The sequence below is a fragment of the Paenibacillus sp. J22R3 genome (genome assembly GCF_056269305.1).
In genome coordinates this window covers 848,014-870,659 of the sequence record NZ_JBWDNS010000002.1, presented here as the reverse complement: position 1 = coordinate 870,659, position 22,646 = coordinate 848,014, and the positions used below count along the sequence as shown (strand labels likewise).

Annotated in this window: 16 protein-coding genes; 4 read left to right on the top strand and 12 right to left on the bottom strand. The window is 49.5% G+C overall.

Features of this window, described 5'->3' with window-relative positions; genetic code table 11:
- Positions 1-100: 100 nt before the first annotated feature.
- Positions 101-958 carry a phytanoyl-CoA dioxygenase family protein gene (locus AC0YN4_RS11975; protein ID WP_475835875.1) on the bottom strand — a complete coding sequence of 286 codons (858 nt, stop codon included), beginning with the start codon at positions 956-958 and terminating at the stop codon, positions 101-103.
- A gap of 120 nt (positions 959-1,078) precedes the next feature.
- Between AC0YN4_RS11975 and AC0YN4_RS11970 the strand changes: the two genes are divergently transcribed.
- Both AC0YN4_RS11970 and AC0YN4_RS11965 read left to right on the top strand, forming a co-directional pair.
- A complete protein-coding gene (locus tag AC0YN4_RS11970; protein ID WP_475835874.1) occupies positions 1,079-1,951 on the top strand; it encodes a helix-turn-helix transcriptional regulator in 873 nt (290 codons plus the stop codon).
- 128 nt (positions 1,952-2,079) lie between these two features.
- Entirely contained in the window at positions 2,080-3,327 is a 1,248-nt protein-coding gene (locus AC0YN4_RS11965) for an MFS transporter (RefSeq protein WP_475835873.1), read from the top strand.
- Between the two features lie 585 nt (positions 3,328-3,912).
- Here AC0YN4_RS11965 and AC0YN4_RS11960 read toward each other — a convergent pair.
- From AC0YN4_RS11960 to AC0YN4_RS11950, 3 genes are all read right to left on the bottom strand, one after another.
- On the bottom strand, positions 3,913-7,002 hold the full coding sequence (locus AC0YN4_RS11960) for an efflux RND transporter permease subunit (protein ID WP_475835872.1): 3,090 nt from the start codon (positions 7,000-7,002) through the stop codon (positions 3,913-3,915).
- A 74-nt stretch (positions 7,003-7,076) separates the two neighbouring features.
- On the bottom strand, positions 7,077-8,492 hold the full coding sequence (locus tag AC0YN4_RS11955) for a sensor histidine kinase (protein WP_475835871.1): 1,416 nt from the start codon (positions 8,490-8,492) through the stop codon (positions 7,077-7,079).
- The gene (locus AC0YN4_RS11950; RefSeq protein ID WP_475835870.1) at positions 8,485-9,168 is read right to left on the bottom strand and encodes a response regulator transcription factor; all 684 of its coding nucleotides are present in this window, start codon (positions 9,166-9,168) and stop codon (positions 8,485-8,487) included. Before AC0YN4_RS11950 ends, AC0YN4_RS11955 begins: the two co-directional genes overlap by 8 nt.
- 126 nt (positions 9,169-9,294) lie before the next feature.
- Between AC0YN4_RS11950 and AC0YN4_RS11945 the strand changes: the two genes are divergently transcribed.
- Positions 9,295-9,933 (top strand): phosphatase PAP2 family protein, encoded by a 639-nt coding sequence (locus AC0YN4_RS11945; protein WP_475781686.1) that lies wholly within the window; start codon positions 9,295-9,297, stop codon positions 9,931-9,933.
- 82 nt (positions 9,934-10,015) lie between these two features.
- Here the strand turns inward: AC0YN4_RS11945 and AC0YN4_RS11940 are convergent, their stop codons facing one another.
- Positions 10,016-11,488 carry a DHA2 family efflux MFS transporter permease subunit gene (locus AC0YN4_RS11940; RefSeq protein WP_475781685.1) on the bottom strand — a complete coding sequence of 491 codons (1,473 nt, stop codon included), beginning with the start codon at positions 11,486-11,488 and terminating at the stop codon, positions 10,016-10,018.
- Between the two features lie 141 nt (positions 11,489-11,629).
- On the opposite strand from AC0YN4_RS11940, the gene AC0YN4_RS11935 reads away from it, so the two are divergent.
- Positions 11,630-12,523: a TetR/AcrR family transcriptional regulator gene (locus AC0YN4_RS11935; RefSeq protein ID WP_475835869.1), complete on the top strand. Its 894-nt coding sequence runs from the start codon at positions 11,630-11,632 to the stop codon at positions 12,521-12,523.
- 21 nt (positions 12,524-12,544) lie between these two features.
- On the opposite strand, the gene AC0YN4_RS11930 is transcribed toward AC0YN4_RS11935, so the two are convergent.
- The 7 genes from AC0YN4_RS11930 to AC0YN4_RS11900 all read right to left on the bottom strand — a co-directional run bounded on the left by AC0YN4_RS11930 (position 12,545) and on the right by AC0YN4_RS11900 (position 22,631).
- Positions 12,545-13,510, bottom strand: coding sequence for a D-2-hydroxyacid dehydrogenase (locus AC0YN4_RS11930; protein WP_475835868.1), 966 nt, complete (start codon positions 13,508-13,510; stop codon positions 12,545-12,547).
- Between the two features lie 82 nt (positions 13,511-13,592).
- On the bottom strand, positions 13,593-14,660 hold the full coding sequence (locus tag AC0YN4_RS11925) for a Gfo/Idh/MocA family protein (RefSeq protein ID WP_475835867.1): 1,068 nt from the start codon (positions 14,658-14,660) through the stop codon (positions 13,593-13,595).
- A 70-nt stretch (positions 14,661-14,730) separates the two neighbouring features.
- On the bottom strand, positions 14,731-16,650 hold the full coding sequence (locus tag AC0YN4_RS11920) for a type 2 periplasmic-binding domain-containing protein (protein ID WP_475835866.1): 1,920 nt from the start codon (positions 16,648-16,650) through the stop codon (positions 14,731-14,733).
- Between the two features lie 59 nt (positions 16,651-16,709).
- Positions 16,710-17,633, bottom strand: a complete 924-nt coding sequence (locus tag AC0YN4_RS11915) for a carbohydrate ABC transporter permease (protein ID WP_475781680.1) — start codon at positions 17,631-17,633, stop codon at positions 16,710-16,712.
- A 22-nt stretch (positions 17,634-17,655) separates the two neighbouring features.
- A complete protein-coding gene (locus AC0YN4_RS11910; RefSeq protein WP_475781679.1) occupies positions 17,656-18,612 on the bottom strand; it encodes an ABC transporter permease in 957 nt (318 codons plus the stop codon).
- Between the two features lie 441 nt (positions 18,613-19,053).
- Complete coding sequence (locus AC0YN4_RS11905) at positions 19,054-21,465, bottom strand: beta-galactosidase (RefSeq protein ID WP_475835865.1); 2,412 nt, start codon at positions 21,463-21,465, stop codon at positions 19,054-19,056.
- Between the two features lie 41 nt (positions 21,466-21,506).
- Complete coding sequence (locus AC0YN4_RS11900; protein WP_475781677.1) at positions 21,507-22,631, bottom strand: Gfo/Idh/MocA family protein; 1,125 nt, start codon at positions 22,629-22,631, stop codon at positions 21,507-21,509.
- Positions 22,632-22,646 lie beyond the last annotated feature (15 nt).

The following is a 22,646-nucleotide window of genomic DNA, read 5'->3' as shown; positions in this document are numbered from 1 at the left end:
CGGAATATTAACAAAAGACACCAGCTCATTATACATTAAAAAACGACCGGACTTCCTCCGCCTCGCGAAGGATGTTCCGGTCGTTCTATAGGATGCCGTTTTAAGATTTGGAATATAACGTAGGGAAAAATTCTTCGTTATCGAATTTCATTCCGGGAATCGGGCGCGCACTTAGGTGAATCAGATTAGGGTGACGTTGACTGTGCTCACGGAAGTACGTATTGCCCGGCATCAAATGCGCAACGACAGATAGCCTTGGATCCGGGCTGTAGTTGGTACTTGAGCCATGGAAGGTGAGCGCATGATGGAAGCTAGCCTGCCCAGCCTTCAGAATACACGGCTCCTCAACCCAATCCCGCGTTGCAAACTTAGCCTTCAGCTTGCCCATGTCTTGATCGAAGAACGTATCGCTGCCTTCTACCGCTCCCCACTTATGCGAACCGAGAATCGTCATCATCCCGCCGTTCGTCATATCCGTATCTTGCAAAGCGATCCAAACGGTACACATATTGGCCGTGCTGCTGCAGCGCCAGTAACCGTAGTCTTGATGCCAGCCCACATTGCCTGCAGACGTTTCTTGGCCGGATGTGCCCGGTTTGTAAATAACCTGGTCATGCCACAATCGGATCGATTCCTCATCGAGAAGCTCAGCAGCCATTTTACCTAAGTTGCGGTCGGTTACGACGGAGCGGATCTCATCGTTAATCCACCAGCCATTGTCAAATTTACGCAGAGCGAACGGATTCTCCTGCATGTGGAAGTGGTGCATTGGCATGCCATGGCCGTCATATTTTCTGCTCCATACTCGTTCATGTGCATCACGCAGCCGTGCAATCGTATCATCATCGATCAGCTTTGGACTGATCCAGTAGCCATCGGTATTAAAGCGTTTCTTATCCTCTTCGGTAATGTTGTAATCAATAACTCCCATTACGTAAGACACCTCTTTCACTCTCATCGTAGTTGTTGCAACTGCTTTCATTGTAGAGCATGGCTGCTGGCGTTGACTTCCGAAAACCTATCAAATAGGATTAGAAACATAAGAGATATTCAGACACGAATGGAGCTGCAATTCCATATGGCTAAAGTCAGAAATGATGCGATTCGCTGGGAGATAAACGATCATGCCGCCAATCGTAGGATCGACTTTCCCGAGCTTATGATGCTGGGCTATGACCGTTTCCAGGAAGCCTCCCCGCTTACCGATCATCAACATGATGGCTGCTACGAATTTGTGTATGTCGATAATGGCCGGGTGACTTGGGAAGTCGATGGCGATTACTATCCCTCCTTTACGGGACAAATCTTCCATACCCGCCCAGGTGAATGGCATCGCGCACGCCTGAATTTTATCGAGCCATGCAGTATCTGGTGGTTCATCTTACGCGATCCCGCCGACTATCCGGGCTGGTTGTCGTTTAGCGATGAAGACCGGCATCAAATCCATCAAGCCTTGCTGCAGCTGCCCCGTATCGTTTCCGTAGACAGCCGCGTGCGCGAGCAATTCTATAAGCTCCGCAGCCTGCTGGAAGCAGAAGAACGCAGCGCGGCGTTCCGCGTGCGCCATCATCTGGTCGATATCCTGCTGCAGCTGCTCTATCCTCCCGCTCCTTCCCGCCAGCTTCCGCTTGATCTGAAAGAAGCGATGCTTGCGCTTACCGCCCAAATCGATTCCGCACCCGAGCGGCGCTGGAGTAACAAAGAGCTGGCCGCCATCGCAGGAGTCAGCGAATCGCACTTCTATCGGCTGTTTCATAATTTGCACGGCCAATCACCGGCTAATTATATGGATCGCATACGGATCAACCGCGCCTGCGAGCTGCTTCGCCAGCCCGGCGCCAATGTAACGGCAGTTGCGCTCGACCTCGGCTATAAGACGAGTCAGCATTTTGCAACGGTATTTAAGAAATACATTGGGGTATCTCCTTCGAGCTGGCGTTCGTCGTCTTAATAGGAAAGCTGAAATTTCTAGAGTTAGCGCTTGTGGAAAATTTCGGGACCTCCATCTTCCGTCGTAATCAAGTATAATAGAAGCTCATTGCGTTTATTTCAACAAGGGACAAACAGGAGAACACATCTATGCGCATACTTAATCAATACCCGAAGGAAATCAAAGTTTTTCTCGCTGCCAGTCTGATCAATGCCATCGGAAGCGCGCTGATGTGGCCGCTTGTGACGATGTTTGTCTTCGATGAGCTCGGTCGCAGCATGACCGATGCTGGGTTTGTCATTCTTATTCAATCGATCGGCGGCATCGCCGGACAGCTGCTCGGCGGCGCACTATATCACAAGGTTGGCGTGAAGAAGCTGATCATCGGTGCTTTGGCACTCAATGCGGCAGGCTTGCTGCTGCTGCCTGTTCTCAGTCATAATTGGCCTGTCTTTATCGCGATGATGGGGCTGATCGGACTGTTCAACGCACTGTCCATGCCGGCCATTCAAGCGTTCATCGGCTTCCGCTTCGCAGATCAGCGCGGTGAGCTGTTCAATATCGTCTATGTCGCCAACAATATCGGTGTCGCGATTGGAACCGCGCTCAGCGGTTTTCTCGCCGATATTTCATACTCGCTCAGCTTCTCAATGAATGGCGTAACATCCGCCGTATTCGCCATCTTCTTCTTGTTCTACTTGAAGCAAGTGGGGACTGGCAGTGACACGGCTGCGGTCAAGATGAAGCGACTATCTCCACAAAATGAAAGTGCCTGGGCGTTGCTGCTAGATGTGCGTGTGTATCTGTTCATGGCAGTAGGTGCTATGCTGCTAAATCTTGGCAACAGCATTTGGAATACCGGAGTCTCACCCTTCATCATCAGCGAAGGGCTTCCGAAGCAAATGTTCGGCTACCTGTGGACGCTGAACGGTATTCTAATCTTCGTGGCACAACCGCTTATTGGGTTGATTAAACGATTAGTAGCGCAAACTATTACTGCTCAATTGACGACCAGCGCACTGTTCTATCTATCCGGTTATGCTGCCATTCTCATGTTTCACAGCTTTCCGGGCATGGTGCTGGCGATGGTGCTCACCACCTTCGGTGAGATGCTGATTGCGCCGGCGATTCCTGCATTCCTCAGTGAAAACGGCGGCAAACAAGCCCCGTTCTACCTCGGACTTGCCGGTGGCATCGGCTCCGCGGGGCGTGTCCTCGGTCCATACATGATGGGCCATCTGTACGATATCGGCCAGCTGACTCCGGTAGCCTGGCTGGCTGTTATTACAGCGACTGCATCCGCGCTGTTCTTCGTTATTCATTCGCTCGTCAATAAGCGATGGATGAAGAACCAGACGGCCGCAACGCAGAAACAGGCGGTAACAGTAACCCATTAAATGGTTAGAAGCTGAGAACACGGTTATCCGTGCGCTCAGCTTCTTTTATTTGAGTCTGAGCCATAGTTCCCTCCCACTCTGCCCACTTTTCCACTCCGATAACGACCACGGAATAACCACTCTTGTCACTCCAACTAACCATTTCCACCTCCGCTCCATACGCCTAGCCTCGCTCACAAGCTCAATAATAGATAACATCGAAACTAACTCCTTCATGTGTTGCGCACACTACCCATAGACCACTTGAAAATCTAACGAACCGTGTGGCAGATCGGGGGCGGATGTTAGTTTGGACGCTGAGAGATCAATTTGGCGACTTTCAACTGCTGGATCGGGAATTGGAGGTTAGTATGTGCGTCGAATGTTTCATTTGGCGACTCTCAACTGCTCCTTCAAAAATCTAACGAATCGTAGAGACGCTAATTGGGTTGAAACGGTTCGTTAGAGTTTCTATGTGTGAGCCGAAGGGAGTGAGAGCCAGCGAGAATGAGGCGGTGGTGGCGTAGGTCGCGAACAAGAACGCAAAAAAAAAAACGGAGCAGTAGTAATACCTGCTCCGCTCCGTTACTGCTCCGTCCCCAAACCCTACAGATCCAATTCCTTCTCAATCTTGCGACGCTTACCTGTCAATTCATAAATGACCGGTACCACAATCAGCGTAAGCAGCGTCGACGTGGTCAAACCGCCGATTACGGTAATCGCAAGTCCGCCTGAGATCAGGCTTGTTGTCGATTCCGAGAGAGCTAGCGGCACAAGTGCCAGAATCGTTGCACATGCCGTCATTAGAATCGGTCTCAGCCTTGTCTTCGAAGCTTCAACAAGCGATTCACGAAGCGGAATGCCATCCTTGCGGTTCTTCTCTACGCGGTCAAGCAAGACGACTGCGTTCGTTACTACGATACCTACGAGCATCAGCATCCCGATCATGGAGCTCATCGATAACGATTGGCCAGTGATCAGAAGCGCGCCCAAGGAACCAACCGGTACGAAGAGCAACGAGGAGAGAATGATCAGCGGCGTGAGCAATCCGCCGAAGGTCATGCTCATGACCAAGAACACAAGTCCGATCGCTGCTGCCATCGCTATACCGATGCTTTGGAAGCCGCTGTTGATCATATCCTGGCCGCCGCCGATTTTCATTTCTACATTGCTTGGCAGCGATAAGCCGTCGATATCATCGGTGATTGTTTTCGTGACAGCTGCCGTCTTGTTGGCATCCTTCACGTTACCTGTTACTTTCGCGGACATTTTGCCATCCTCATGATTGATCGCAATTGGAGCAATCGTTTCCGTCAGCTCCACGAGATCCTTCAGCTGCTTCATGCCGCCTGCTGTCGGAATCGTAATCGCTTCGAGCTGCGCCTTGGATGTAATTTGCTGCGCATAGGACATCGTAATATCCCAGTTCTTGCTGTCAAGCAAGTAGCTGCCTACATCTGTCGGACGCAGCTGCTCGTTTACAGCGCCCATGATTTGGAACGCAGATACGTTCAAATCCTTCGCGGTTTGATTAAGCGAAATGACCCATTTTGGCGTCGTATCCTTCAAGTTATTCGTAACATCTTTCATGTCTGTATTCGCGGTCATCAGCTTCTCAATTTGCTGCGAAGCTGTCGTGAGTGCCGCCATATCTTCGGAATACAAGCTTACTTCCACGCTCGTACCCGTTGGCGGGCCGTTCTGCTCGCCTTCTTTGACATTAACCGTCGCACCCGGTACTTCTTTATCAATCAATACCTTCAAATCTTTGCCGACATCGTCCATCATCGTGTCCATCGACGTTCCTTCCGCGAATTGAACGGTGAATGCCGCTCTGTTCGCCGTGGAGCCGATTTGGATGAACGGATTATCCGCTCCGCCAATGGAAGCCTGATAATTGTCGACGCCTTTCAGATCCTTCAAGTAGCCTTCAACTTTCTCTGCAGCCTCATTCGTTTGCTCAATCGTGCTTTGCGTCGGCAACTTCAATTCGATGCCGATCGAAGGCACGGAGCCGGCTGGCAAGAATGCTACACCAAGCAGCGGAATCGTACCGAATGAACCAATCAAGATCACAATGGAAGCAATCAAAACCAGAACTTTGCGTTTAAGGGCGCCACGAATCAGTCGCTCGTAGAAGTCCATAAACTTGCCGCCTTCTTTATGCGGCTTAATGTGATTGAAGAATTTCGCGCCCAGTACCGGAATGAGCATCATCGCCACCAGCAAGGAGCTGACGATCGAGATTACGACCGAGATTGCGAATGGGCGGAAGAACTCACCGATGATACCTGTAACAAAAGCAAGCGGTAAGAACACGACTACTGTTGCAATTGTGGAGGAGCCGACTGCGCCGATAACTTCCTTGGTCGCTTTGTAGGCAAGCTCCTTGCCGTTCATATCGCGGCCCTTCTCTTGGCGCCATCTGTAAATGTTCTCAATAACGACGATACTGTCATCCACGATCCGGCCGATCGATACCGCGATACCGCCGAGCGTCATAATGTTGAGGGTATAACCCATTTCGTTCATCAACGCAATCGTTGCGAAGATCGAAATCGGCAGCGAGATGATCGAAATCAATGTGGCCCGTATATTGCGTAAAAACAGGAATATAATGATGACACAAAACAGCGCACCATACAGTCCTTCGCGAATTAGCGAGGAAACCGACTTCTTAATTTCAGCGCCTTGGTCTTGAATCAGGTGAATATCAAGGTTGGCTTTGGTCTTGTAAGTTTCCAATACTTCTTTCACATCATCGGATACTTCTGCTGTATTGGCATCCTGCGTCTTCACGATTTGTACGACGAAGCTCGCTTGGCCGTCAAAACGAGTGATTTCGTTCTGGGTGGAAACTGTCGTGATCTTAGCCACATCCGACAGCTTAACTTTAGCCGCAGGTGCTTGTCCGCCCGTACCTGGCGTACCGGCTGCACCGCCGCCAAGTCCCGAAGCTCCGGCACTCAGTTCAAGATCATTGATTTGCTGAAGCTGCGATAATTTACCGACAAGACGAATCGGAATCGATGTACTGTCTTGACTTACCGAACCAAGCGGCAGTGCATATTCCAGCTGCTGAATGGCCGTTTGGATCGCATTTAGTGAAATGCCGTGCTGCGCGGCTTTATCTTTATCGACTTCGATGCGAAGCTCTTGAGACACGACACCTTTCAGCTCAACCGCGCTTACGCCGGTCACTTTCTTCAGCTTCGGTACCACTTGCTCTTCAAGCACTTTCTGCAACGCAGCCGGATCGTCCTTCGACGAGAAGATCGCTGCTTCATAAATCGGCGCCGCATTAATATTCAGACGCTGAATCGTTAATTTGGCTTTCTCCGGTGTTTGAAGCTTAGCAATTGCGGCTTCAATATCCTTTACCTTATCATCCATATTCGTTCCGAAAGGATATTGAAGGATGACGCTTGCGGAATTCTCGGAAGTGGTGCTCGTTAAGGCGTCATAACCTTTAAGCCCCTGCAAGCTTTCTTCGACAGGTTTCGTAACCTCGGATTCGATTTCTTCCGTTGATGCACCCGGGTAAACGGCTTGTACGAATACGGCCGGAAATTCCACATCCGGGAAGGTTTGCTGCTTGATCTGCGTGGCGGAGAAGAAACCAAATCCGAGCACCATCAAGCAGAGAATAACGACTGCTACACTGTTCTTGAGACTGAATCGACTTAACCAACTCATGAATGTTATCTCTCCTCTTTCTCTATCTGGAGATCATTATACAGGAGAAGTTTGAACTGAATATGTACTGGACATTACAATTTACGACTTATGCCCCCAACATCCAGCGGCAGCCAGACCGTAAATACCGTTTCTACGCCCGGTAGGCTTGTGACAGCAATTTCGCCATGATGCAGATCGACAATTCGTTTCACAATTGAAAGGCCCAGTCCATTTCCTTTAACAGCATAATCCCTTGATTTATCCACTTTGTAAAAAGAGTTGAAGATTTGCTGCTGCTCCTCCGGCGGAATTCCTATTCCATGGTCTCGTACCGTTATTACAGCCATCTCGCCGACTCGTTGCAGCCTAATCCCAATACAGCCCTTATCCTGTGAGAACTTGATACTGTTGCTAATCAAATTATGCCACACCTGATCCAAACTATCCTCGTCCCCCTGAATGGTCAAATCTTCAAGTTCCAGCTCGAATTCGATCTCGCGTACGCTCCACTGCGGCTCGCTGGCAATAATGATGCGGCGAATTTGCTCATCCAATCGATAAGAGGTCGGATGTACCGGTCCTTGATCCTGCTGGAGGACGGATAATCGCAGCAAATTCGCGCTTAGCCTTGCAAGTCGCTGACTCTCCTCTTCGATGATGGTCAAGTAATGCTGTCTCCCTTCCTCATCCATCGGTTTCGTCCGCAGCGCTTTCGAGAATCCGGTAATGGATGTAAGGGGCGACTGAAACTCATGCGCGACATTGTTCACGAAGTCGGAGCGCATCTGGTCCAGCATGCGGAGCGACTTCGCCATCTCATTAAAGCTGGCGGTCAGAACGCCGATCTCATCTTTACGTTTCGTTTGGAGCTTGATGCCGAAGTCGCCTTGCGCCATCCGTTTGGTCGCGCGCGTCAAAAGCTGCAGCGGCTTGACGATGAAACGCGAGGCAAGCAGGATTAGCAGGCTACCCATCGCAAGTACACTGAATAGAACGGTCAGCATCACGCGGCGAAAGACGTCCAGCAACTCATTAAGTTCGGGCGAAATAAACAAAGCGTAAGCATGATCGTGAAATTCGAATGGCAGTCCGATCAGTGCAGTCTCTGGGCCATGTCTATCCCCTGGAAACACTTCAACGGTACCTCTAAAAATGCCGCCTTTAATGACATGCTCATATTGTTCGGATGTAACCGGAAATTCCGCGCTCGGGTCGATCTCATTGCCGTATTTCACGGCGACGCCATGTTCGTCGACGATTTTCACTTTGAATACCGGGATCAGCACGATATTGCTCGTTACTTCATCCAAGCTGGCGGCAGATTGGGCTTCAGGCGCTTTCTGAATCATCATGATGATTCGTTTGCCGCTTTCAATCAGCTGTTCTTCCCCCAGCTCCTTAATGTTGGTGCTGTATAGCCTCGTAGCCAAGAAGAAGGCAAAGATCAAGCTCGCAATGACAACTCCGACGAATACCAACACCGTACGGACATATAGCGACTTAATCATTGAGAACCTCTAGCCTGTAGCCGAGTCCGCGAAGTGTCACAATTCGGAACGCTGTTTCATATTCTGCAAAGCGTTCCCTTAAACGTTTGATATGTACATCCACCGTCCGCTCATCGCCCTCATATTCGAAGCCCCATATCTGTTCGATTAAAGTTGCCCGCGTAAACAATTGTCCGGGGTGGCTCGCCAATTTGTATAGCAGCTCGAATTCCTTAAGCGGAATGGTGACCGCCGTGTCCGTATCCTTAAAAATAACCTGGTAGCCGATCCTGTCCAGCACGATGCTCCCAATCGTGACCATCTGGGAAGCGGTTATCCGATATCGCTTTAACAGTGCTTTAACCCGGACGACGAGCTCCATCGGGTCAAACGGCTTTGTCACATAATCGTCGGTGCCAAGCTGGAAGCCTTTAATTTTCTCTTCGGATTCTCCTTTGGCTGTTATCATTAGAATGGGCATATCGCCCGATTCCCGAAGTTTCCTGCATAATTCATAGCCGTCCATTCGCGGCATCATAATGTCCATGATGACCATGTCCACGACATTTTCTTTGACATAGAGCCATGCTTCCTCACCATTTGCGAATTCCACAATATCAAAATCTTCGTCGCTTAAATAAAGTCTGACCAACTCTCGAATATGTACATCATCATCGACCAGAGCAATTTTGACCATTCATGAACCGCCTCACATTTTTGTATGCTTTTAGTGCTTGCATCCGCAAACACAATATCTTATTATTACAAGATTGCTAGATGAGTTGCTAGAGTTATCTTCATGCTTTTTTCAGGGGAGGATCCAATGAAACGTTTTCTGCCATTGATCAGTATGCTTGTTTTTCCGATTATGGGCTGGCTATATGCTTTAACGAATAGACCCGGCGCCCAAGTCTACAGCCTGGTGACTGATCTGGACCGAGCGATTCCGCTCGTCAAAATTTTCGTACTGCCTTATTCCGTTTGGATATTTTATATTTATTTGTGTTTGGTCTATTTCTTCATAAAGGACCCTGCCGTATACAGACGCTCGCTCATCACGTATGTGGTTTGCGCACTGATCTGTTATGGAATCTACCTTGTCTTCCAAACGACTGTACCAAGGCCGGAACTGGTCGGAACCGATCCATTTACCCGCCTGCTGGGTTATGTGTATGGGCGAGATGAACCATTCAACTGCTTCCCGAGCATTCACTGCTTCTCCAGCTACATGGTGATGAAAGCTCTGTACAGCAGCAGCTTCCGTAACCGCATCAACCAGACATTGATTTACGGCATGTCTTCGATTATTATCGTCTCCACTTTCTTTATCAAACAGCACGTCATTTTCGATGCGTTCGCCGGCATTATTCTTGCCGATGTCGTCTACCGACTTGTAACCATGATCGAACGCTCCTCTACGGTTCGCAAGCCGAAACCAATGACGCAGCGCGCAAATATGTAAGGAATTAAAAAGCTGCTCCCCATCGTCTCGCGACGATGAGGAGCAGCTTTTGTTATGGAATTGGATGGTTTACGAGTTACGATTAGTGCCCCATCATCATAGCGGGATCAACCTGCTCGGTACCTGCAATGTCTTTCTGAGGTTTCGGTTTGCGAAGAATAAGGCTGAACGCAACGCCGAAGATGGCCAGACCGAATGATAACATAAACGTATCGCTGTAGGCGTTAACTGCAGCTTCGATCTGATTGACGCCTGCCGTCATATGATCGGCCGCGCGTGTTGTCATGTAGCCGGTCAGACCGGCAACCGCGAACGATGTAACCACTTGTTGTGCTGCCGTCGTGAGCGGCGTAACACGGGAAACGAGATGACGCGGTGCGGAGTTCAGCACATGCGTGTTCAGAGACATCATCGCTAAGCCCATACCCGATCCGATCATGAATAGCGGGATAATGATCATGATCAGCTTCGTATCCACGTTGATGTTATGAAGCAGGAACAACGCTCCGGCTACAAGTGAAAGGCCGACCAGCGCAAGCGGACGAGCGCCGATTCGATCAAACAAACGTCCGCCAATCGGCATGAAGAGCATCGAACCGATCGCTTGTGGAAGCATAATAACACCCGTTTCGAGCGGTGAATAATGACGAATCGTTTGCAGGAATACCGGCATTAGAATCATAGCGCCGAACAATGCGATCTGAACGATCCACACAAGCAGTGTGCCGCGTGTAAAGTCCGAGGAACGGAATACACGCAATTCGAGAAGCGGTTGTTTGTGACGAAGCTCCACGATGATGAACAAGAGCAAGGCAATACCGCCGACGATCAAACCCGTTAACGTATTGTCTGCTGTCCAGCTAGTGCGGCCGCCTTCACTAACGCCGTACGCAAGCGATGCGAACGCGATTGGCGCTAGGATCATCCCAATGATATCAAGGGCAGGCGCTTTGTTTTGCGCGAAATTCGGCAGATATTTGACCCCAACAATCATACCGACAATACCGATCGGCAGGTTAATCAAGAAAATCCAGTGCCAAGATACCGCTTCGATCAGCCAGCCTGAGAGAATCGGTCCGAGCGCCGGCGCAAGCAGCATCGGGATACCGAGCATGCCCATAACAGCGCCACGTTTCTCCTGCGGTGCGAGACGGAAAATGATCGCCATACCAATTGGCATAACCATACCGCCGCCGAGCCCTTGAATGACACGGAACGCGATAAGCTGTTCAACCGTTTGAGCAGCTCCGCAAAGCACGGAACCAATCGTAAATAACGCAATGGTAATCAAGAATATGCGTTTAGAGCCGAATTTATCGGTCATCCAGCCGGCGAGGGGAATTACAGCTGACAGGGCAAGCGTATAGCCTGTGAACGTCCACTGGACCGTGTTAATTGTAGCGTCAAATTCGGTCTGGAATTTCGCCAGTGCTACGTTCACGACCGTGCTGTCCAGAATAACCATGATCATGCCGACGATTACGGCCATTAGCGGTGCGATGATGGTCTTGATCGAAAACTCGGATGATGATGTTGGTGCTGTTGGTGCTGACATCGTTCTACCTTCTCTCCATGAAATCCTTATTTTCGAGGCTGTGACTAATCGTTTTTATTGAAAACCGATAAGTCACGATATATAATATTCTCAACACCGGACAGTCACTTGTCAATCTTTTTCTGAAAAGAGGAACGCCACTTGAGTTTGCTTAGAGATAAAATCATCGGATCTGCCATGCAGTTATTTGCACAAAAAGGGTTTGAGGCTACATCCATTCAAGATATTGCGAACGATTGCGGAATAGCAAAGGGATCTTTATATAAGTTTTTTGCTTCCAAGGAGGAATTGCTTGTCGAAGTCTATCGGCATCGCTTTCAGCTGATGTTCGAGCAGGTGGACCGTATTAGATCGGATCGTTCACTGTCGCCTAAAGCACGTTTCGTGCAAGAAACCTTGAACCAATTTATCAACTTCAAGGCATTTAAATCCAGTATAAAAGACTTTTATGAACTGAAGATTAACGAAAACGGTGTCTTTTCTTCTTTCCTTCAACAAATTCGATCGCAAATGTTTGTCTATTTGGAAGAAAGCCTTGTACATGCATACGGCCCAGACATTCAATTATATAAATGGGATCTGATTGCTCTCTACATCGGTATCATCAAGGAATATATGGTGATGACAGAGCTAATTAGCAGTCCATTCGATTATGAACGAATGGCGAGTTTCGTGGTCGAGCGGATGGACGAAATGGTTGCCGGTCTTGTTCAATCGAAGAGCGAACCCATTCTGGAATCGGACATTATGACTCAATTTGTTGCCTGTGGGATGAAGGGGTCTGCTGTCCCTGCTGAGGAGCAGCTGAGCGAAGGAATCACCAAATTGCTAACCACCATTCATGAGCTCCAAGCTACAAACAGCATAAAGACGGAGCTACATGACGCGGCCATTCTTCTACAGGAAGAAGCGAACGCGGACAAGCCCCGAATGGTGCTTGTCCGCGCGCTTATCGGACTATTGCAATCCCAGCACGAATTAACAGCCATTCTGGGGCAGCTTGAGAAGCTGTTCGAATGGAAAGCCGCTTCTTAACCTGGGCACTGCCTTTTCGGCTTAGTACTGATTCGTCAAACTAACGAGGTTGCGCATCGAATCCCTTTCGCCACGCAGATAAACGCCTAAATTATGAACAAGAATATCGACCGCACGGTCGGTGTAATAGATCGAATTACCGGAGTTATGCGGGGTTAGAATGACATTATCGAGCTCCCAGAGCGGATGTGACGCAGGCAGCGGCTCCTGCTCGAACACATCGAGCCCTGCTCCGGCAATGACGCCGGACTGCAGCGCCTCCACCATATCTTCCGTTACGACCGTCTGTCCGCGTCCGATGTTAACGAAGAATGCGGACGGCTTCATCTGCTTAAATTTCGCAAGGTCAAACAAATGGTGGGTTTCCTTTGTAATTGGAAGCGTAACCACGACATAGTCGCTCTCCTTGAGCAAGATATCCAATCCTTCGGAATCGTACATTTGATCCACATAAGGCGAAGGCTTACCGCTATTGCGAACGCCTACCACACGCATATGAAACGCTTGAGCGAGTCTCGCAAGCTCCTCGCCAATCGCGCCGACACCGACGATCCCGAGCACCTTGCCGTGAATTTCGCCTAAGCCGCCGAGCCAATCCCATTTCTTCTCGACTTGATTGCGCATCGTCACATGCAGCTTGCGCGTAAAGCTAAGCATCATGCCGAGCACGGTCTCCGATATCCCATTCGCATGAACGCCGCTGGCGTTGGTCAGCGTTATTCCACGTGCCGCAAATGCGTCGAAAGGCATCTGCTCGACGCCTGCACCCCAAGCCTGCACCCAGCGCAGCGGAGTACCCGGCCGCAGCGCGCTTGCAGCCGCTTGATCATCCCAGCCTGCTATTATCTCAGCCTCGGCCAGATGTTCCGACATCCCCTGTTCATCGGCGTCACCGCCAAATACAAGCTCAAATCCCGGCGCAGCCTCTCGGATTCGTTGTCTATGCTTCGCTTCCAAATCATATACGCATACGAGCTTCCTCTTCATCCCTCAGCCACGCTCCTTCTCATAAAGAAGAAGCCCCTACCAGCCCAATTGGACGGTAAGGGCTTCTGTCGCATTCCCTGCTTTACAGCTTAACCTCAGAACCTGTACGAGCCGACTCATAGATCGCGGACAAAATTTTGATCATGTCTACGCCTTGATCGATCGTAAAGATCGGTTTCTCGCGGCCTTGAATGACATCGACGAAGTGGTACAGGTTCGCGCCATGTCCGCCGTTGTCTTCGCCTACGTGCGGAACCATATCCGTTACGACGCCTTGGTCTTCACCGAAGATGCCAAGTTTGCCGTTGCTGAATTTGAAGCCGGCTTTCGTACCGCGCAGCTCAACGAAGTTCTCTTCTTGCTCGATGTTCGAAGCCCAGCTGAACTCGATTTGGAGCGATGCGCCGTTATCGAAACGGATAAAGCCAATAGCCAAATCTTCAACGTCGAACGTGCCCTCGTCTTCGGATTTAGAACCAAACTTGCTGTGCTCGGAGCCCGCGATATCTTCCGCATCCGCGAATTTCGTGTAAGTTGCCCCCGTAACCGATACCGGCTTCGGATTGCCCATGAACCAAATCGACAAGTCGATGAAGTGAACGCCAAGATCGATAAGCGGTCCGCCGCCGGACAATTCTTTCGTCGTGAACCAGCCGCCTTTACCCGGAATACCGCGGCGACGTGTCCAACCGCAGCGACCAGCGTAAGCTTCGCCAAGGTTGCCTTGGTCGATCCAACGTTTGATGTACTGGGAAGCCGGACGGAAACGGTTGTTACGCATAACCATCAGCGTTTTGCCGCTTTTCTCTGAAGCTTCTTTCATGCGGAGCGCTTCTTCCGGACTAACAGCATCCGGCTTCTCGCAGAATACATGCTTGCCTGCTTCAAGAGCGGCAACAGCGATTTCGGAGTGGAACAGGTTTGGTGTGCAGATATCAATAATGTCGATGTCTGCCAGGGCAATCACGTCGCGGTAGTCGCTGAACGCTTGCGGAATGCCGTGCTGCTGCGCTGCTGCTTTTGCTTTCTCCAGATCGATATCGCAAATCGCTACGATTTCAAGCTCTGGGTGGTTTTTCAAAGGCTCGGAGTGCGCCCATTGGAAAATACCGCCCGCGCCGATTACGCCTACTTTAAGTTTCTTCGTCATCGTTAACATCCTCTCAAGATGAAATAAACAGGCTCCGGCCGAGCGGCCAGAGCGCAGCAGTTTCGTTGATTTAGTTTAGTTTCTTCAGGAAGCCTTCACGAAGCTTGTAATATTTCATCCAAGCGTCCGTTTGTTTCTTCACGCCATCGGCAATATCGCTTTCCGCCAGAACGTCTGTATATTCTTTATACGTTTTGTCGAAATCAGCAACCGGGCTGGTAATTGCTTTAACAATCAGGTTGTCGAGCTCATCATTATGAGGAGCAACCAGGTTGTTGTTCAGATCATTTGTAACGGTATCGTACTCAGCGCGAGCTTGCTGCGTTGCATCATCAACAGGAAGTTCCGCATACAGCGTCATGTTCTTCATGTTGTGCTGCTGCCAAGCCGTGTTCACCAGAGTAGCTTGATCGTAGTTGCTTACGCTGAATGGATATACGATTTGCGGTGTATATACAAATCCCATTTCGTCAGCCATTGCCAGGCCGTATACTTCAGGGTTTGTCATGGTGTTGTCTTGACCTTGAATACCGTAGTACCAGCCATCGCCTGTTTCATCCTGCTTGCCAATCAGCTTGTACTCTTCGACCTTCTTGAATTCCGGTTTGTAGCGGCGTTCCATGCCTTCGCCTGTGTACATATCAGGAGTACCCCATGCGCGCAGATCTGCCGCTTCAAGGGAGTTGTTCCAGTCGATCCAGTTCAGTACTTGTGGAATCATGTCGTCCGTAACCTTTTTCGGGTTAATGGCTTTGGAGTTCCATTTTGTCGTCAATGGGAAGTACTGATTTGCTGCATCTTGATTACTTGGGTCAAGCTCGTTTGCGAAGATCGGATAGAATCTCCAGTCGTAATCCTTGCCTTCTTTTTTCACTTTCTCTTGGTTCGCTGCAATTGGAGCCCACATGTTCACAACGGCATATTCACCATTGATCACTTTCGCATCGCGCTGCTCATTCTTCTGGATGTAGAATTCTTTACCGAACAAGCCGTCTTTGAAGCCTTTGTTCATGAACGAAATGTAAGATTTCCATTCCGGAGTAAGCTGGTAGTCCGAGTATAGGTTCTTAGACTCGTTGATTACGAGCGGATAAGCTTGGCTCATATTCAAACCGGAAGCTGTGAACAAGGACCATTGAAGCGCGCCTCTCGTGTTATCCAATTGGAGGTGGCCCGGTGTAATCGTCTTGCCGTTTTCTTTAATGTCCAATGCTTTTACTTTTTCTAAGTAAGCGTACATGTCGTCTAGATTTTTGATCGGAATATCCATGATTTGCTCAAGCGATAATTTACCTTTGTTCGCAATAGCCAGCTTCTTCAGTTCAGCTGCGCTCATTGCGCTCGGGAAGATTTTTTTCAAGATATCATCGCGCATCCAAACGCCGTAACCGCCGTTACCCAGACGGGATTCGCCATAAGGTGTTTTGCGGTATTCATCTTTGAGCAATGGGCTTGGCAGTGAAGGAATTGCCCATAGCTTGCCATCCGTCGGATCTACGCTTGCTTTGTACCATTGTTCCATGGTAACGCCAAGTTCAGATAAACGGGCAGCCGTAAGCGGCATGTATTTAGTCATTTCATCAAGCGTGATTTCACGAACCATGCCTGCTTTCTTCAGCATTTCCATGTTGTCCGCGTCGTCTGCGATCCCGTTCTGGTTCGCGATTACCGCTGGAACGGTGTCAGCAAGAATTTGCATTTGCAGCCAGCTTTTATAATCAGTGCCTGCCGGGATTTCTACGAAATCAGGAATAACTTTTGTTTTCTCGCGCCAGATTGGAGTTAGCTTGTCTTCAACCGGCTTACGTGGGTTTGTCGGCAATTGGCTAAGAACTTCCAAATGCATTTCCTTGAAGTTTGCCGGATCAACCGGTGCGCCTGCGTTCGTGCCCGTATTATTCGGTGCGTTGTTTTCGTTCTTGGAGCTGCCGCAGCCAGCCAGAGAAACAGCCAGTAGAACAGCAAACATAATCATGACTACCTTTTTCATAATACCGTAAAGCCTCCCTTGGATATGTGTTTAATTAACTATGGAAAAGCAGTGACTTATTAAGCCTTAACTGCTCCAGTTAACATCCCTTTGACGAAATACTTCTGGAAGAACGGGTAAACGAATAGCAGCGGGAACGTGACCACGACCATGACCGTCATTTTGATAACCTCAGGCGTTGGAACCGTGTTATTCCGTTGAGCCAGGAGTCTACGTGCAGCAGCCCCTGAAGTCTTCGTGAAATCGATCATCGTGTTCGCTTCTGCGCGGTTGATGATTTCATACAGCACGAATTGCAGCGTACTCAAGCTGCGGTCTGTAACGTAAATCAGGTTCGTATAATAATCCAGCCAGTTGCCTACAACGGCGAAGAATGCGAATGCGGCAATAACCGGCATGCAAAGCGGGAAAATGATTTGGAAGAAAATGCGGACATAACCCGCACCGTCGATGAAAGCTGATTCCTGCAGCTCAGCCGGAAGATCTTCAATGTGCGTACGCATAATGATCATGCTGAAGAATCCAAACGCCCCCGGAAGAACGTAAACCAAGAAATTGTTGACCAGATCCAGCTTCGAGATCACGACATAGTTGGAAATAATCGTTCCGCCGATAAACATCGGAATCATAAAGAAGAAGAGAATGGATTTACGTCCCGGCAAGAAACGCTTCGAGAGTGCGAAGGCAGCCAACATCGTGACGAATACGGATAGAACAGGTCCGATGATGCATCGCAGCGTCGTTACGATAAATGCCGAGTGAAGCCGGTCATACTGAAAGACAAAAGCATAGTTCTCTAGCGTAAATACGCGAGGGAAGAACCAAATCGGGCCTGCGGCCGCGTCAGCTCCTGTATTGAAGGACATCACCAAGATATACCAAAACGGATATATCGCAGTTATCGACCAGACCAACATGAGTAGGATGTTAAAGACATCAAATGTGCGTTCACCTGTTGTTCGTTTAATTCTGTTCGCTTTCATTAGGTTCCGGTAACCCCTTCCTTTAAATGATACCTACGTTACTGAGGCGCTTCGTCGTGTAGTTAGTAGCCATAATCAGAATAAAGGAGATTACGCCTTGGAATAGCCCAACCGCGGCTGAATATGAATACTGTCCGCTAACGAGACCTTGATAGTACGTATAAACGCCGATGGTGTCCGTATCCAGACGAATCATTTTATTTTGCAAGTTGAACACTTGGTCGAAGTTTGTCGCAAGCAATCCGCTGAGCGAGAAGATCAGAAGAATACACATCGTTGGAATCAAACCCGGGAGCGTGATATACATCAGGCGCTGCCAGCGGCTCGCGCCATCCACTTGCGCGGCTTCATATTGCTGCGGGTCAATGCTCGTCAGTGCTGCAAGATACAAGATCGTGCCCCAGCCTGTTTCTTTCCACACTTCGGAGATAACAAGAACGGGAAGGAAGTTCTTCGCATCCTGCATGAACGAAATACGTTCAGCGGCCGGATCAATCAGTTGGCGCAGGTTGTTGATAATCCCTGTAGCGTCAACTGTAAGGAACATGTAGAACAAACCGGCAACCGTTACCCATGATACAAAATGCGGAATATAGGAAGTGGTTTGAACAATACGTTTGAAGCGTTCGCCGCGAAGCTCATTGAGCAGCAGCGCAAAAATCAACGGTGCAGGGAATGTCGCAATCATCATCGTCACGCTGTAAAGCAGCGTACGGCCGATCAATGTATAAAATTTATGATCCGTCAGGAACTTGGCGAAGTTGTCAAAGCCGACAAATTCACTGCCGAAACCGAACCAGCCTTTGTTAAAGTCATAATCCAAGAATGCAATGTAGTTGGAGAACATGGGCAGGTAAGAGAAAATGAAAGTTAATACCATCGCGGGAATCAAGAACAGATACAGAATCTTTATGTTCTGCGTTTGCAGCCCACTGCGTTTTTTGGGCCGTACGTTTTGTTTGCTTGTTGACATAGCCATCGTAAATCCTCCTATTTCAGTTGCGTAATAACCACACCTATTATGTCCCAAACCCGTAGGTCTGACCTACTGCCGACATGACATTTTCCATCGAAACGATTCGACGGTTTTATAAAATAAAACGATCCAAATGAACCGCTTTCACAACCAAAAAAGGTATTTAATTCGGTATTTTACGCAAATTAACAAAAAGTTACATTTCTCGCTACACTCTTTGTCGAAACGTTTCACAAAACCCATATTAGCACATTGTTCGCGATGGGAAAAGGCTTTCACCTCAATTTCTATGACTTTTTTCTTGTAAATTTGTCATGAAGCAGCTGCTTATTCCTTCTTTTGGTGAAACGTTTCGATTGAAAAATAGGAAAAAACCCCGTCTCCACGGGGTTTTTCGATAGTTTCGTACTATATATCACCTTCACAGTGGCACTATGGACCAGGTTAGATAAATACAATGGTTAGTTTGTCATCCACTTTGGCATGCTTTCGCGATACTACCAGCTTCATGCCGCCTTGTTCCTCTACCGTGTAATCTGTGCTGGCTGCGATTCCACGCGCGGTTTCGAGCGCAATTACATCTTCTGCCTGCGTCAAACGGAAGGATATCGATGCCTGATCAACAGCTGTAATTTCAGCGGTTGAATACGCGATTCGCACATCGCCGAACGTCATCCCGATCGGCAGCATGACCCCGTCTTTGCTGGCAATTTCAATACTGCGTCCGCCAAACAGCTGCTCGCCGCGGTCTGTGAGATGAAGCTCTTTATCGAAGCCGTCCAAATTTAGAATATGCACGAAACGTTCGCCTTCTTTATTAACCGTCGACGTGGTGAATATACCCAGATAGCGATTATCATGCATCAAACCGGCCTTAACCCCTAAGCGCTCAAGCGCTGTCTTGAACAAGGCCACATCGCCGCTGTAAGCCGTTGCAATCACAATGGCACGGCCGCGCCCTGCATGTGCCTCAACACCGCAAACAAATCCGCTGTCATACAAACGCATGATGACATCGTTTGTTCCAGGTGCCAGACGCTGGGCGAAATGCGTATGCACCTCAGGCCGCCCCGCCGCCCAGCCTTCTGCGATGATGGACGGCCAGGAATGCGGCCCGTTCTGAACGATGCCCTCAACCTGAATGCCCATGGCTTCGCTAAGAATCGTACAAGGCTTGCCTTCCATATCAAACTGCGGCACCTCACCGTACAGCAGCAGTCCACCGCCGGCGTTCAAATAGTCCGCAATCTTACGCTGAATAGCCGAGCTCAAGTAACGCGCGCATGGCAGTGCAAGTACAGGTGTTGTCGCCGGATCTAGAGACTTATTCTGAATATCCACGGAACTGAAGCGGTATCCGGCCAGAAGCATGCAGCGGCCCATGATTTCCCAGCCGCCATTGGCACGATTCGTTTCGATATTCTTCAGAATCTCATTCATCTTCTCGCTCTTCGGATAACGATATTCCGTCATATAGTAATCAGGAATGAATGCGAAAGCTACTCCGTCATGCTCTTCGTTCATAACAGCCAGCTTATCCTTCACAGCCATCATGGTCTTAATTGCACGCTGCATTCGCGGATAGGTATAGTTGAGCTCCCCTTCCGGGCTGACCGGAGCCGCGAAGCCATGGCGTTCGCCGGTGAAAGCGACACGATCATTGCCATCGCCGAGCTTCTCATCCATCCGGTAATTAATTCCACCGGTCATTAGATAATAGTTGATCATCCGATTTCCTTGGGCGATACACATGCGAGTCTTGAAGTCTGCGGCCGACACGTCATAACGACCGCCGAAATTATTGCCGTAGTTGCCGTCACCGCATTCGAATTCCAGCGAAGTGAGCGGTTGATCCGGCAAATGAACAGCATCCATGAATCCGTTAATCAAGTACAGGTCTTGGAAATTGCTTACCGTCAGATCGCCAAAATAAATATCGGAGCCGGACAGATAGCCGGGCGCCTGCGTATACGCTTCGTACAATTGGCTGATGCCGATGGGGTACGTGAATCCGCGACCGCCGCCGGTGCCGTGAATGTTCACGAAGAACGGCACATCGCGAACGCCGAACTCTTCCGCATATTCGCGCAGAATGGCGACATACCGAGCAAATCGGTTGCGCATGTAGTAGCCCAAATCGTGCAGAAGCTCAGCAGCATAGCTTTCTTTAGGCGAACGAATGGCAGTCAAGCGAACAGCCGGATCACTTAAATCAAACGGATACCGTTCCTGCAGCTTATCTGCCTCATAGGTACGACCGAGCCATTCCGTGAAGTCGCCTGCGACATGCTCCGTCAAATCCGGGCAGTTGCTTACCCATGACAGCATGCCAATCTCATTATCGAGCTGAACGCCAATAATGCTGCCGCCTTGTCCATGCAGGCGAGGTGCTACAACAGCCATGACAGCCGCGTACCAGCTGCGAGCTGCAGCTAAGAAACCCGGTGCCAGATAATCAAGCGTCCGTGTCGTCGCTTCTGCGCCATCCCAGCCATATGGGATGACCTCCGGATGTTTCTCATATACCCAGAACGGAATGCCTTCATTCTTCATCTCCGCCATAATGAACGGCCCCGGACGAACGAAGAAATAGAGCCCATTCGCTTCGCAAAGATCAATAAAACCGCCAAGATCGAGCTCCGGACGCGTATGTCCGTCTAGATCAAATTGTCCTTCGAGCGGCTCATGACATAACCAAGGGACATAAGAAGCAACTGCATTGCAGCCCGCATCCTTCAGCTTATCAATCCGATCCTGCCATTCACTGCGAGCAAGGCGATAATAATGAACCTCGCCGCACATAATAACCTCAGGTTTACCATCAATAACAATTTGTTTATTTATGATTTCAATCATGGGGATACGATTCTCCTGACTTGTACGCTTTAGCATATAGTTTATAGGTTCATTGCGGTGGACTTCGATGCTGCGATAACTTCCAGGGCTGTTACCTCTCGCTCCAATTGGTCGGATAAATAGATTCCTTCACTGATCAGGATGGTTTGCAGTGCAATCTCCGCGGTTGGCAACAGTTCTACTCGGCCTTGCAGAGCCGCAATCCAGTGCTCCTGTGAGGAATCATAGGCATCTGTATGCTCTCGAAGCTGATGCCAGCGGTAATTCGCATTGCCGAGATCAAAGGTAGCGTCCATATCCATATCGCTTAGCTGTGTATGATAGCTGAATGGTGTTTTACCTTGACTGGTATGTCCGGGAAGCCGCAACCCGCCGATATTGCCGACGATACTGCTTCCTTCGAAGCCGTTCAGATGAATGGCCCACGCTTCGATAATATCCAGCGTCAATCCGCCCTCGAAACGGACGAACCCTACGCCGAGCTCCTCCACATCAAAGCCGCTTATCGCTCGGCGCGTCTCATCCATCGCGACTTCCTGATACGTCTTGCCGGTAATGGTCTTCACCGTCGGCAAGTCCATTAAGTAGAGCAGTTGGGAGATGCGGTATACGCCCATATCAAACAAAGCACCGCCTGCCGCGGTAGCTTTACGATTAAATTCCTTCGTCGCATACCCGTCTACGAACGGACGCCCGCGTCTGCGGTGACCTGTCGAGCGGGCATGATAGAGCTTGCCGAGCTTGCCTTCCTCGATGAGCATCTTCGCCGCAATCGTCTCGATGAGATATAGGAAGCCCAGCTGCACATGAAGATAGCGGCCGGCTTGCTTAGCAGAATCAATCATCCGTTTGCCGTCCGCATAAGAGCCCGCAATCGGCTTCTCGCAATACACATGCTTCCCAGCTTCAAGCGCAGCAATCGTGATCGGTGCATGAAGGTTGTTGTGCACACACACATCAACCGCATCCAGATCTTCGCGTGCAATTAGCGCTCGATAATCAGTATAGGTACTAGGAACGCCGAACTGCTCTGCCATCTTCTTCAGCTGCGTTTCATTGGTGTCGCAGAGCGCCACGACTTCTGCACCCTCGATGTTCTCATATTTCTCCAAATGATCCTTGCCGATCAGCCCTGCGCCAATAATACCGATTCTGATTGTCTTCAATGCATGCCAGCCTCC